General features: G+C 62.5%; 12 protein-coding genes and 3 pseudogenes. 5 read left to right on the forward strand and 10 right to left on the reverse strand.

Features of this window, described 5'->3' with window-relative positions; translation table 11 throughout:
- Nucleotides 1–346: 346 nt before the first annotated feature.
- The 4 genes and pseudogenes from virB10 (at nt 347) to IPF76_RS18320 (ending at nt 4,602) form a co-directional block, all read left to right on the forward strand.
- Nucleotides 347–994, forward strand: coding sequence for a type IV secretion system protein VirB10 (gene virB10 / locus IPF76_RS18305; protein WP_293846899.1), 648 nt, complete (start codon nt 347–349; stop codon nt 992–994).
- Nucleotides 995–1,032: 38 nt separating this feature from the next.
- Nucleotides 1,033–2,003: pseudogene (gene virB11 / locus IPF76_RS18310) on the forward strand (P-type DNA transfer ATPase VirB11).
- Nucleotides 1,975–3,559, forward strand: a pseudogene (locus tag IPF76_RS18315) (type IV secretory system conjugative DNA transfer family protein); the annotation flags it as partial. The pseudogenes virB11 and IPF76_RS18315, both read left to right, overlap by 29 nt.
- Nucleotides 3,560–3,801: 242 nt before the next feature.
- Nucleotides 3,802–4,602: an LPD7 domain-containing protein gene (locus tag IPF76_RS18320; RefSeq protein WP_293846901.1), complete on the forward strand. Its 801-nt coding sequence runs from the start codon at nt 3,802–3,804 to the stop codon at nt 4,600–4,602.
- An 85-nt stretch (nt 4,603–4,687) separates the two neighbouring features.
- On the opposite strand, the gene IPF76_RS18325 is transcribed toward IPF76_RS18320, so the two are convergent.
- The 10 genes and pseudogenes from IPF76_RS18325 to IPF76_RS18365 all read right to left on the reverse strand — a co-directional run.
- A complete protein-coding gene (locus IPF76_RS18325) occupies nt 4,688–5,569 on the reverse strand; it encodes a relaxase/mobilization nuclease domain-containing protein (RefSeq protein ID WP_293846903.1) in 882 nt (293 codons plus the stop codon).
- Between the two features lie 170 nt (nt 5,570–5,739).
- Entirely contained in the window at nt 5,740–6,294 is a 555-nt protein-coding gene (locus IPF76_RS18330; RefSeq protein WP_293846905.1) for a hypothetical protein, read from the reverse strand.
- Between the two features lie 163 nt (nt 6,295–6,457).
- Nucleotides 6,458–6,646, reverse strand: a complete 189-nt coding sequence (locus IPF76_RS21005; protein WP_366499741.1) for a DUF1289 domain-containing protein — start codon at nt 6,644–6,646, stop codon at nt 6,458–6,460.
- 6 nt (nt 6,647–6,652) lie between these two features.
- Nucleotides 6,653–7,144 carry an RES domain-containing protein gene (locus IPF76_RS18335; protein WP_293846907.1) on the reverse strand — a complete coding sequence of 164 codons (492 nt, stop codon included), beginning with the start codon at nt 7,142–7,144 and terminating at the stop codon, nt 6,653–6,655.
- Nucleotides 7,141–7,578, reverse strand: coding sequence for an antitoxin Xre-like helix-turn-helix domain-containing protein (locus IPF76_RS18340; RefSeq protein WP_293846909.1), 438 nt, complete (start codon nt 7,576–7,578; stop codon nt 7,141–7,143). The genes IPF76_RS18335 and IPF76_RS18340 overlap by 4 nt, the downstream gene beginning before the upstream one ends.
- Nucleotides 7,579–7,688: 110 nt before the next feature.
- The gene (locus IPF76_RS18345) at nt 7,689–8,015 is read right to left on the reverse strand and encodes a DUF736 domain-containing protein (protein WP_293846911.1); all 327 of its coding nucleotides are present in this window, start codon (nt 8,013–8,015) and stop codon (nt 7,689–7,691) included.
- 669 nt (nt 8,016–8,684) lie between these two features.
- A complete protein-coding gene (locus IPF76_RS18350) occupies nt 8,685–10,517 on the reverse strand; it encodes a ParB/RepB/Spo0J family partition protein (protein ID WP_293846913.1) in 1,833 nt (610 codons plus the stop codon).
- Between the two features lie 120 nt (nt 10,518–10,637).
- Complete coding sequence (locus IPF76_RS18355) at nt 10,638–11,030, reverse strand: DUF2958 domain-containing protein (protein WP_293846915.1); 393 nt, start codon at nt 11,028–11,030, stop codon at nt 10,638–10,640.
- Nucleotides 11,031–11,041: 11 nt separating this feature from the next.
- Nucleotides 11,042–11,239, reverse strand: a complete 198-nt coding sequence (locus IPF76_RS18360; RefSeq protein ID WP_293846917.1) for a hypothetical protein — start codon at nt 11,237–11,239, stop codon at nt 11,042–11,044.
- Nucleotides 11,236–11,538, reverse strand: a pseudogene (locus IPF76_RS18365) (zincin-like metallopeptidase domain-containing protein); the annotation flags it as partial. The gene IPF76_RS18360 and the pseudogene IPF76_RS18365, both read right to left, overlap by 4 nt.
- Nucleotides 11,539–11,672: 134 nt before the next feature.
- Between IPF76_RS18365 and IPF76_RS18370 the strand changes: the two are divergent.
- Nucleotides 11,673–12,806 (forward strand): tyrosine-type recombinase/integrase, encoded by a 1,134-nt coding sequence (locus IPF76_RS18370; RefSeq protein WP_293846919.1) that lies wholly within the window; start codon nt 11,673–11,675, stop codon nt 12,804–12,806.
- The last annotated feature ends 41 nt before the right edge of the window (nt 12,807–12,847 follow it).

A 12,847-nucleotide genomic window follows, 5' to 3' on the forward strand; every position in this document is an offset into this window, starting at 1 on the left:
GCGCTTGGAACGGGCCTGACCGGCAATGCAGAGCTGCCGCCCGTAAAGCCCAAGCCCGCACTCGAACCGGCGCAATATGATCCAAATACCGTCATCGCCCCAACGCTGGCCGGGGCAGCGACCGATCCGAATGCGCCGATACCTTTGGGCGGGCCAATCGTCCCTGCCATTGGTGCGCAACCCGCGGCCTCACCAATGCCGCCGCCCAGCGCACACCAAGTCCCGCCAACCATCGCAAGCAGAGGCACTGCGCGAAGCCGCACGGCGGTCATCGCTGATTGCCTATGGCGGGGAACGCGACGGGAACGCGCAGCCCGATTTACCAGCGACATGGCGGGCGCAGTCAATGCCGGACGCCCGCTCGCCGCCGGCCACCAATCTCGACACTCTCCGGAGCGCTTCGGTAATTGGGCAGACGCAGGCGCGCCCGCTTCCTGACCGCAATTTTTTGATTACGGCGGGGAGCTTCATCCCGTGCGTGTTGCAATCAGCGATGGATTCCAGCCAGCCCGGCTATGTGAGCTGCATCGTCCCTCGCAACGTCTATTCCGACAATGGCCGTGTCGTGCTGATGGAAAAAGGCACGAAAATCGTCGGCGAATATCAGGGCGGCCTCAATCGCGGCCAATACCGGCTGTTCGTGCTGTGGACCCGCGCCGTCACTCCGCGCGGGATCGCGATCGATGTCGCCTCGCCAGCGACCGATGCTCTCGGTCGCGGCGGGATGGATGGCCGCGTGAACAATTTCTTCTGGCAGCGTTTCGGCACCGCCCTGCTCTTCAGCTTGGTGGAAGACGCGGCAACCGTGGGTGCAGAAGCCGTCGGCAACAGCGCCTCCAATACCACCCGCGTTCCATCCGACGCGGCTTCAACGATCTTACAGCAAAACTCGCAGATCAAACCGGTGCTGCGCAAGAATCAGGGAGAGGATGTCGGTATTACCGTCGCCCAGGATTTCGACTTTTCGACCGTTTACGGCCTCAGTCTCAAATAGTGGCCGCGCCGGGAAAAAACACGGCGGTTCTCGATAGCGTGACGGCTCCTTTGCGCAAATATCTCGATGACCCAAGCGTCACCGAACTGGTCATCAACTTCCCGGCGAAGTCGGCATTGAACGCCGTGGTGGCTGGACGTGGGAAAGCGAACCCAGCCTTGATTTCAAGAGTCTGATGGCGCTGGCTACTGCTGCCGCCGCGTTCACGAGCCAAGACGTTACCCGCGAAAACCCCATCGTCTCGACCATCTTTCCGACCGGCGAACGGGTGCAAATCGTCGTGCCGCCTGTCGTTCCTGATGAAACAGTGTCGATAACCGTGCGCAAACCATCGAGCGTGACAATGACACTGCCGGATTTCGAGGCAGCGGGGCTGTTCAAGGAAACGCGCATCGCTGAAAAGCAGGTGTCGGCCCAGGAACTCGACCTGCTCGCGCTGCTCAATGCAGGCCGTCATGTCGAATTCTTCGACGGCGCAGTGAAGGCACGGCTCAACATCCTGATCTCGGGGGCGACCGGCTCGGGCAAGACCACACTGTCCAAAGGACTGATCCAGCTCATCCCGCCAGAGGAACGGCTGCTGACGATCGAGGACACCCGCGAACTGATCGTCCCGCACAGGAATGTCGTTCATATGCTCTATGCCAAGGATGGTCAGGGCACCGCGAATGTCACCGCCAAGCATTTGCTCGAAAGCGCGCTCAGGATGCGACCAGACCGCATCTTGCTCCAGGAACTGCGCGACGGGACGGCGTTCTTCTACCTGCGCAATGTGAATTCGGGCCATCCCGGCTCGATCACGACCATCCATGCCGATTCCGCCGAACTGGCGTTCGAGCAACTGACTTTGCTGGTCAAGGAAAGCGAAGGCGGCTCCGATCTGGCACGCGGCGACATTCGCGCGCTGCTCAAGATGCTGGTCGATGTCGTTGTCCAGACCAAGAAAACAGATGGCGAATTTCGGGTGACGGAGATCTATTATGACCCAGAAAGCAGGCACCTCGCCTGACGGCGGGGCGGCACGATATTTGATCGCCATCCCGCTCGGGGCTGGGAATCGCGCTCGCCATTGCAAGCATGATCGGATGGCTGATCCTGGGCCTTCCCGTGGCTGCTTATGACCCGCTCAAGATACCGCAATTTGTCTGGTATTATCGCGGCGACCCCCACGTCGTGAGGGCTATGGCAGGCGGTCTGGTGGGCGGCGTCACGCTGCTTGCCGGGCTGGTCTATGCGCTTTGGTCGCGCAGCGCACCGCTCCACGGGGCTGCGAGATTTGCCAATGAGCGTGAACTCAAGCGGCATGGGTTCCGCTCAGCCACGGGAATCGTCCTTGGACGCAAGAGCGGGCGCTTCCTGACCTTCGGCGGTAGCGAGCATGTACTGATCGAAGCGCCAACCCGTTCGGGCAAGGGCACCGGCATCGTCATTCCCAATTTGTTGACATGGCAAGGCTCAGTGGTGGTCCTCGATGTGAAGCGCGAGAATTTCGACGCAAGCGCGGGATTCCGCGCGCATTATGGTCAACAGGTCTTCCTGTTTAACCCCACCGACCGGCAGGGCCGCACCGCACGATACAACCCGCTCGCCCATATCGACCGCAGCGATTCCGACGATGTGATAATCGAGCTACAAAAGATCGCAACGATGCTGTTCATTGCGCCCGAGCGCGGCGAAGCATTCTGGGCGAATGGGGCGCGCACTGGATTTGCCGGTGTCGGTGCCTGGCTTGCCGAGACCAGCGATGAGCCGCTGACAATGGGCGCGATCTACCGCCATCTCACCGAAGGCGATGCCCGCAGCTTCTTCAAAAAGGAACTGGCCAATCCCAAACTCAGCCTGTCCACGGGATGCCGAACGGCATTGGCCGATTTTGCCGGTGGTTCCGACAACAGCTTTGCCGACATCAAGAAGACCATCACCAACGTCCTTGGCCTTTGGCTCAACCCTCTCGTCGATACAGCAACGTCCGCGAGCGATTTTGACCTGCGGAACTTACGAAAGCGTCACATTTCGATCTACCTCGGCGTATCGCCCGACGAACTCGACCGCATCGCCCCGCTCTACAATCTGCTGTTCCAGCAACTCATCGACCTGAATGTACGGGAATTGCCCGATGACACTACGCCGGTTCCTGTGCTGGTCATCCTCGACGAGTTTGCCCGCCTCGGCCGGGCCTCGGTCATCGCCAGCGCCTTTTCCTATGTGGCGGGCTACGGCATCCGCCTGCTCCCCGTCATCCAGTCCCGCTCGCAATTGCGCGGGGTTTACGGCGAGCATCTGGCCGATGAAATCGTCGCCAACTGCGGGGTTGAAGTGGCCTTCACTCCCAAGGAACTGCGCGTCGCGAACGAACTGTCGGATCGCATCGGCTATGTCGGGCAGGAGAGTATCACCCGATCGCTCACGATCCACGGCCTGCTTGCCAACCGCTCGAAATCCATTTCCGAACAGCGCCGCGCCCTGCTGCTGCCCCAGGAGCTGATGCAATACCCGACGGACAGACTGCTACTGCTGCGCGGCGGTATTCCACCGATCCTCGGCACCAAGATATTCTACTACAAGAGCCGCTTCTTTAAAAACCGCGCATTTCCGCCACCCATCGTTCCGCCCTCGAAAAGCCAATCCTTTGCCGATCAGCTCCCCGCCGTTCCGCGACATGACCGACGAAGAGGCAGAGGGGAACCCGGCGCATCCACTGACGCCGGACGACATTCGCACCGAAGACTATCCGAGCTTCTGTGCCGATCTCCTGACTTTGGATCGTCACGGCAACGCAAGCATCATCATAGAGGAAGGCGATGAAAATGGCTGATGAACTTGAAGGAAGCGTGCCTTCGGGGCGCAGCCGGCTAAATGAGTCGAAGCAGGCCAAGCCCAAGCCGGTCACGGCGAAGGCTGCCCCGGAAAAGCCAAAGCGCAAGTCCGAGCCGCCCACGGTCACCGACGACCTGACCGGCAAATTTCTGCGCGTCGGCAACAAGCTCTATCGCACCTCCGACGACAAGACGCCGATCGTCCGGATCGCAGGCGACCGGCTCAAAACCAGCAATATCGACGCCCTTCCCGACATCATCCGGATCGCCAAGGCAAATGGTTGGACGTCGATCAAGGTGGGCGGCGGCGATCAGTTCAAGAAGGCGGCCTACCTCGCCGCCGCAGCGCAAGGGCTGGCGGTCGAGAACTATAGCCCGACCAAGATTGTACAGGCCGAAGCCGAGCGGCTTCGGACAAGGATCACCGAACGCGAACAGCGCCGCGAGGGGAAGAAGGATGGGACGAAGCCGTCCCGGACTGAGGGTGAGCTGAGCAAGTTCAAAGCCCTCTCGGATCGGTTCCTGCACCAGTCCCATGCCGAGAATGCCCGTGACCCGGACCTGCGCCGCGCACAAAGTCTAGTGGCCCAGACCATGTCGATTGCCCGCGCGAAATACCCACACGATCCGGTCAAGGCGTCAAAGGAGGTCGAAGCCAGACGCCACGAGGTTGCGATCCGCATCGCCAAGGGTGACAGGATCGCCGTCATTCAGGTGCGGAACCAGCAGGCTCAAAGAGTGCGCGAGGTCACACAGGAGCAAGTGTTGCAACGTGACGGCCGGTCCAGATAGGCCGCGAATTGATCGCCGGGTACGTCCGAGCATCCTTGCAAATCAAAACCACTGATTTCGATTTGCAAGGATATACCGCCACTGACTACCGGCCTCTTCCTTTATCCGGTGGGTTGTAGTCGGGCGGTTCGGCGCCCATTGGCGACACCGAGCGATCCAGTCGCTTTGCATGATGCGCGGCGAACGCCTCGGGCGTGGCATTCATACCCTGATGCTTGTCGAGGAACGTGCGAATATCCTTGGCAAGCTCACGGTCGTCGGCTTGCCCGGTGGCGTCCAGCGAATCAGCGGTCTGCTGATAAGCATGGCGTATCTCCTGCCAGCGCACTGTGCCGGCAGCGATGAATGGTGGTAGTTGCTCTTGGCCTCGCGCAACGGCGATGGCTTGCTCGTTGGTGCGGCGGTCGGATTGGGTAATCTGGCGACTCCCTTCGGTTCGCAGCCGCGCACGCAATTTGACTAGCGCCATGCTCGATCCGGCAATCCCCTGACCGCGCGCCCGTCTTGGCGTTGCTTCGGCGGCTACGCCCCGCGCTCGCAGCTCTCGGGCAAAGCGTTCACGGAAGCGATTGAGTTGAACCGGTCGGGGATTGAACCTTGTGCGATCCAGCCCCTCGGCCTGCACCGTCAGATGAACATGAGGGCGCGGCGTATCGGTATGGAGGGCCAGAACGTAATCGTGATTGTCGCTCAGCTCGGCATGGGCCAGCGCGCGGACAGCTCCCAGCACTTTGTCGGGATCGGTGCCTTCGGGCATTGAGAAGATCAGTGACACCGACGACACCGTAGGCCGCGACCGCCATTGAAGCGTGTCGCTCCACTCCGCCGCGCGCTCGGCGATGTCGTCCTTGCTTGTCAGGATTTCGCCGTCGCGGGTTTCGATATCCACTTCGCCCTTGCGCCCGATATAATCGAGATGGGCTTTGACATGGTTTCCGCCCCGCTGGCGACCCGTGACCTTGACCACGACCTCGGGTGCCTTGCGAACAATCCGCGCAAGCTTGGCCCGCGCTGTCGGGCCGGTGGCAAAGCCGTAACTGGCATAGAGCGGAACGCGCGGCGTGCTGGTGGGGTCATGGATATAGCGAACCCGAAACGCCGGACGGGTTGCTTCCCACAAGGCGGATTCCAGGCCCATCAATCCGCGACCGTCCAGTAGCTCGCATCGCCGCGCATGGCCTCGCCAACGGCTGTCACCTGCTCGGAAATCTCCATTCGCATGTCAGCGATGCGCCGCAGCTCGGGTTCGATCTGCTTGTCGCCAGTTTCGAGCATCGACGCATTGGCAGCTTTCATCGCCTGATTGAGATTGCGGCCGATACGCAGCAACTGCATTCTGATCGGCGCGAGTTCAGCCAGCAGCCCGTCATCGACCCGCGATTTCAGCGCGAGGTGGCGGCGCACCAAGGCCTTGATCCAACCGGCGCGATCGGTCGAACGCTGCGCCGCCCGAACCTCGATCACGGCGATCTCGACATCGGTAAATCGCAGCGAAACACGATTGCGCGCGACTCCATCGGGACGGTCAATGAAGGGACGATCTGCGATCTCCTGCACCGTCTGTTGGATCACCTGTCGCAACAATGCGCTGCGTCCACCACGGCCAACCGCGAACCTATCGAACGCCGCGAGCGCATCGGCGTCGAGCCGAATGGTGAGTGTCGCGGTGTTCGATAGTGGATTTGTCGCCATCAATCATGCCCGTGTGAAACAGGGGCAATGTAAGACAACACGCGCCGCTAGGCATATCCTGCAATAAAGACAAATCAGACAAACCCCCTAAGACAAGCGCCCCCAAAGCGTGTTTCTACTTCGACAAATGAGGGGCTTCGGGGACGCTTGGGGGTTTGAGTTTTCAGGCTGGATGGGAAGTCCGGCTTCCCATGCGGGCCGAAGATCGCCGGACGATTTCATGCTGACGGCTGGCGGTCGCGCGCTCCCATTCGGCGATCTCGCCAAGTGTGCGACCGCAGCTGGTGCAGACGCTGGACCTGGCATCCAGCGCGCAAATCTGTTTGCAAGGGGATGGCGGGCGAGACGTCATCCGCGCTCAGGAATAGAGCCGCTCATCCCACCAGACCGGCGCGGGCAGTTCATGGGTGACGGCCGCAGCATCCGGGTGCGCGGGGTTGATCAGGATGTTGCGATCCAGCCGCGCCGGGATCGACGGCACGATCAGGATCGATGAACGCGCTTCGTTGACCCAGGCCAGACCGAAGCGCTTGCAGATGGTCTCGCGCTTGCCGTCCCATCCCGGATGGCTGGCCGGGTCGAAGATCTCGTAGCTGGTGCCGTTCGGAATGGTGATGCGAATGTAGTGCTGATTGGGAGGCAGCACCGAACTGGCGTGAACCAGCTTTTCGAGCATGGCGGTCGAATAATATTCGGACGTGTAGATGATCGGACTGGCGGGCGTGTTCCACCGCCCCGGATAGATCCGCGCGCCCTGACTGTCATAGATCGGATGTGCGCCCTTGGGATCGCCAATCCGGAAACAGGTCAGGACGCGGTCGGTCTTTTGGGCAGTCTTCTGCGCGCTCACACCCCACCGCTGTAGGCCACGCGCCCAAGCAGGTTGATGACCGCATCGGCACCGGGACCGGTCGCCAGCGCCACATCAAGCGGCGGCTTGCCATCAAGCATGGCGTGGGGCCGGTTGAGAAACTCGCGCACCTTGTCACCGTCGTGATAGATGTCGAGCGCGAAGACATAGACCTTTGCCAGCCGCGCCAGCCGGTCGCCTTCCTCGCTGGTCAAATGCCGCGTCGCCGACTTCTTGCGGCGTTCGAGCGTAGCCTTGGGAATCAGCCGGAACTTGAACCGGGCATCGTCGGGTGCAACCGCGCCCGCGAGCCGGTCGAGCGCGCTCACCGGCAATCCGTTCTCGACCGCATTGGAAAGACCAAGGCGCGTGTTGCCCGCACTGGCATTGACGCCCAGCAGTGCTTCGACGGTTGCGGCAGCCTGGCTGGCCATGTTTTTGCTCCTGTATCAAGTGAGGCTGATATAGGTTTCATATGAGGCAACGTCAAGATTGCACCACAAAGCCCCGCCCGGCAGTGCCGGTCGGGGCTTGGGTGCGATGGTCAGTGGCCGTTCGAGGTGCGGGCGCGTGACCAGATCAGGTTGAAGGTCTTGCCATCTTCGTCGGCGAACAGGCTGGCGAAGATCGGGGCGGTGAAGCTGGGATCGTCGAGCTTGATCGAGAGATAGTCGCGGCCTTCCTTGGAGGTCTTCTGCCAGCAGGCGCCGATCTCGGCCTTCGCCACGAACACCCGGTGCGAGGGGGCGTTTTCGTTCTCGCTCGGTTCCTCGGCGACGATGGTGACGTTCTTCTTCTGCAAGCTCATCGTGACGATCTCGCCGGTGTAGTTGGTGTCGCCGGACTTCTTGAAGGTGCCGATATTTGCCATGATACTTCTCCTTGGGTTGGTCGAACCCCGCGCTCATTCGCGGCCTCGATGGCTGGTTTGAGGCAGGGGCTTGCACCGCTGCACCCGCAGGGCCGCAACGCAGTGGAGGACGGTGCAGACCGGGGTTTCTTGGTTCCGCGAGGAATGGGCGCAGCCCAGGGGAAGAAAGTTCGGGCTGCACCGTTGCAGCAAGGGGCAAGAGGCGCAGCCGTCCGCTGCCAACCAAAGCCATTGACGAGGCCGTGGGTGAGCGCGGTTCTGGCAATCGGACGCAAGGAGATTTGGCAAGGATCGGTTGGCACATTCAACGTCCGGCTGACGCACCTGCCCAGCGAAACTGATCTTGTGGGCTTGCTGACCAAGACGCGGCATTCTGCCGATAGTGCCGTGAATGAAAGCGCGCCGTCGCGCCGGATTTCTGTGGCTTCCGGTGACAGGGCTGCTGGCACAAACCGCAGGAAGGCGGGGACAGGCTCCGTCAGGTCTGCATCCCGCCCCGCTTCGATCCGCCCGCCTGTTCGCGGGCGGAGACTGGTATCGACATCATCCGGTCAGGTTCGTGCCCATCCACAACCCAAAGACCTAAGCACTCAAGCCCCGTCCGGCGCTGCCGGGCGGGGCTTTGTGGCGCTGACAGATGCGGGCGGCGAAATGCCGCCCGCCCCTCGTTCATGCCGCGATGCGCTGCTCTTCGATCTCCTCCAGCGCATCAGCGGTTTCGGTATCGCCGCCCTCCGCCGCCTCCGCCGCACCTGCGGCGGCGGGGTCGGGATCGAGCGGCGCATCGGGTTCGGCCAGCCATGCCGCGCGATTAGCGGCGACAACCGTCGCCACGCCGCCGCGCTGGGTGTAAGCCGATGGTGGGAACGCCATCCAGCGCGGCACCCAGCGTTCGACCTTGGCGCGATCATTGCCGCCGATCAGATAGTCATTGATGACGCCCTTGATCGTCTTGCCCTTCTCGGCGGCATGGGCCTGCGCCACGGTATCGCCGCCGACCTCGCGCAACACTTCGGTCAAGACCTCGCGGTCACGGATGAGGCCGTAGAACGCATCATCCGCCACCCAATAGTCGGCCATCTTGACCCCAAGGTGCAGGCCAATGGTTTCGATCAGGCCGGTTCCGCTTGCCAGCGTCTCGGCCATGACGATGCCGAGAACCTCCATGACCACCGCGTCGGGCAGTTCCAGCAATCGCTGGAACAGACTGCTCACGCCGTTCCTTGGTTCATGGCCCAAAGTGACGCTGGCCTCGTCGGGGTCGAAGTTCAGCACGGCGAGCACCGCGCGCCGCCGCTCGTCGAAGCGGGCTTCGGCGACGCTGGCCTCAACGCTCTCGGTGATCGCTTCGTTGCGGCTGCGCTGATCCTGCACCCTCACGCCCCACAGCGGCGAACCGCAAATCGCATGGGCGACCATAACGCGCAGCGCGACGCCGCTGTTCGCGGCTAGCGCCGACCGCACCGCCGCATGGCGGTGCAAGTCGATATAGGAGGTCATGGCCGAAGTGATTTCCGGTCGGGCGGGCGCGGACTGCTTCGCCGCATCGCTACCGCCCTCACCCTGCCGACGCGCTTCCTTGTGGGTCAGATAGCCCTCGTGGAAGGCGACCTCGCCCTTGCCGTTGACGTCGATATAGACCCGCCCGCCTTTGCGCTTGGCGGTCTTTTCATGTTCCCATGTCTGGAAATAGACACCGGCGGGAACGATCTCGACCGCGCTCCATCCGTCTTCGAGATAGGCGGCCTTGCGCCGCTCGATCTCGGCGGACTGCGCGGCCCAGAACTGATCGGCATCGGCGAAATAGCCTTCATCGCCGAACAGGTCTTTGACGATCTGGCCATCGAAAGCGGCAAGGTCGAAAAGCGCCGCGCCGGTCGCAATCGACGTGCCGCCGAAAAGCCACGCCTTCAACTGCTGCCCGCGCGGCGCATAGCCGTCCGAATCCTCGAACAGCGCCAGCCACGCCTTTTGCTGGGCCTTGGTCGCCAAGGTCAGGTGCTTGACCGTGGGCGCGTCGATTTCCTCGGCGCGGAATGCCTCGCGGATGCGTGGTAACAGATTACCCAGCGCAAGAATGCGCTTCACCTGCAATTCGGTCAGCGCGAAGGTCGCGGCAATGTCCTCGACGCTGCGGCCTTCCTTGACCAGCCGCGTGTAGCTTTCCCACTGCGTCACCTGATCGGGATTCTGCCGAAGCATATTCTCGATCATCGAGATTTCCAGCGCCTCGGCGTCGTCGCCCTCGCCAAGCGTGATGCAGGGCAGCGTCACGCCGTCCTGGCCCTGCCGCGCGGCCTCAAGGCTTGCATAGTAGCGGCGCTTGCCCGCAACGATCTCGAAATGGCCGGGGGTGCAATTGGGTCGAACGAACAGTGGCGAAATCACGCCGCGCTTGATGATCGACGGCAAAATGTCCGCAATTTCGGGCGGCTTCTTGCCCGCCCGCATATTGGCCTTGGAAACCGAAAGATGGTCGAGCGGGATTTGGTCGATGTGCATGGTAGGTTACTCCTTCGCTTGGGGGTGGCCCCATCCTCGGGGCATCTTGGGGGGCAGTGAGGATGGGGCCGGTTGTCCGCGCGGGACGATCCCGCGCAGGGTCCGCCGCCGCCTTGGGGGTCAAGGCTGCGGAAGCTCTGAATTTTCGTTGGCGATGGCGATGGCTGCGGCCTCAAGCCGCACTTCGTCCTCTGTAATGCCGCCGCAAAGACGGGCGGCATCGGCATAAATGGTCAGCGGGAAGCGCCCTTCAAAACAAAGATCGCGCTCAATGGTGAGGCCGAACGGCAACGTCACCGCCGCAATTTCGGCAAGGCTGACCGAACCCATTTCGGGGCAACCAAAGCCAAGATCGCAAAGCCCGAACAGCGTGTCGCCGTCCTCGTCCAGTTCGGAAAACAGCCAAGTGCCCGACCCTACGGGATTGAAGAATTTGACGACCGGCACATGATCGCCACGGCTCTGGCCGTTGGCGATCAGCCGCGCGCGCAGGTCTTGGGTGAGCAACTGCATGGGGAGTCCTTTCAAAACATCTCGATCTGATTGCGGGCGTTGGTGTCGAACAGGCCGTGGTCGGCGGGGCGCTGCCGCTTCTTCGGCTCCAGCGGCGCGTTGGCGCGCATCGCCAGCCGGTCGCGTGGGGTGATCGGCGCAACGCCGGGAACCAGCGTCTGGTTGCCGATGGGCGTGACCTCGGCCTCGAGGCGGGGCGCGGCGCTCATGCCGCGCGCGCCAAGCTGGATTCGTTCTCCCGAACGAAGGCCAAGAGGAAATCCGCCGCTTTGCTGGCTTGGCTGGCCGCCTTGAATATGGCGCGATTGTCGGCGCGCAACACTGCAAGCCACGCGCCGAGATAATCGGCATGGCGCACGGTGGGGACGATGCCGAGCGCGGCGCACAGAAAAGCCGATGTCAGCTCGGCGCAAAGCTCCTCGCGGGCATAGAGCGCCGAACCGAACCGCCCCGACTGATCGCGCGCCAGCCGCTCCTTGCTTCCCGCCCAATGGCCCAGCTCGTGGTAGGTCCCATCCATAACGTGTCCTTTCTGTCCTCTTCTGCCAATCAAGCAGGACACATGATCCGAGCCCCCTCTTCTCTGCCGGACAGGGAGGGCCCGAGGGCCCTTCCTGTCCGGTTGCAATCTTGGGAGTGGGTATGGCGCAGCTGTTGTTCTCGACGCCTGCATTCCGGCCCGACGGATCATCGGTGGAGAATGTCCCGATGCTGCTCGACGCCCGGATGCGGCTCGTCGAACCGGCCTGCGCATGGCTGATGCACGTTGCTTTGGTGCGCGGCAGGACCCGCAGCCCGCAGACCTGGCGAACCTACGCTGAAGCTCTCTACGACTGGTGGCAGACGCTAGAGGCCAATGGCTGGGCCTGGGACGAGGTCGGTCCTGGCGAACTGGCCGCCTATCGCGATCAGATGCTCCGGCCCCGTGGCGACAGCGGCAGACCGCTGGCACGCAGTACAATCAACGGGCGGCTCAGGACCATAGGGCGTTTCTACCGCTGGAGCGTGGCGACCGGACTGATGAAGCAGGTCCCGTTCGCAAGCCAGGAAATCGCGCTGTCGCGCAGCCGTCCACAAGGATTCCTCGCCCACATCGACGCCAGCGGAGGCCGGACCCAAGCCAACGAACTGACCATGCGGCATGTGCCGATGTTGCCGCGCCCACTCGCGCCGGAGGCGATTCGGCGCATCATGGCCGAAATGTCGGCACGCGACAGGCTGATCGTTGAATGGGCGGTGACCACCGGAATCCGTCGGATGGAAGTGGCGGGCCTGACCGTGCGTCATCTGAAAGGGGCCGGCAGTGAACCGATGGTGCCGGTGCAGATCGACGAAACCAAGGGTGGGCGATCGCGAATAATATATCCTCCGGCCCCTTTGGTTGATCGAACCCGTGCCTATGTGCGGGAAGAGCGGGCGGTCGTCGTCCGTCGTGCGACGACAAAACGGGCAGAGCGCGATCCCGACGCTCTGTTCCTGACTTGTCGGGGGCAGCCCATGAAACCGCGCAGGGTTGGCGCAATGTTCACGGCTGCTGCCGAGGCAGCGGGTGTGATGGCGACGTTCCATGCGCTGCGACATACCTTCGCCGCCGCCATGCTGCGGTTCCTGCAACGCGAAGCCCGGGCCAATCCCGAACTCAATCCCTTGCTCGCGTTGCAGGTGCTGCTCGGCCACGCCGATCTGGCAACCACCGCGGTATACCTGCGCGTTGTCGAAACCGACCTCTCGGCAATCGAGGCTTCGGTCGACGATCTCTATGCGGCGCTGCTGTAATGCCGCGTCGGCAAAAAGGACTACCGGGTCGAGCCATCGCC

Origin of the sequence: Sphingopyxis sp. (genome assembly GCF_016704835.1) — a bacterium.
Classification (GTDB): Bacteria; Pseudomonadota; Alphaproteobacteria; order Sphingomonadales; family Sphingomonadaceae; genus Sphingopyxis.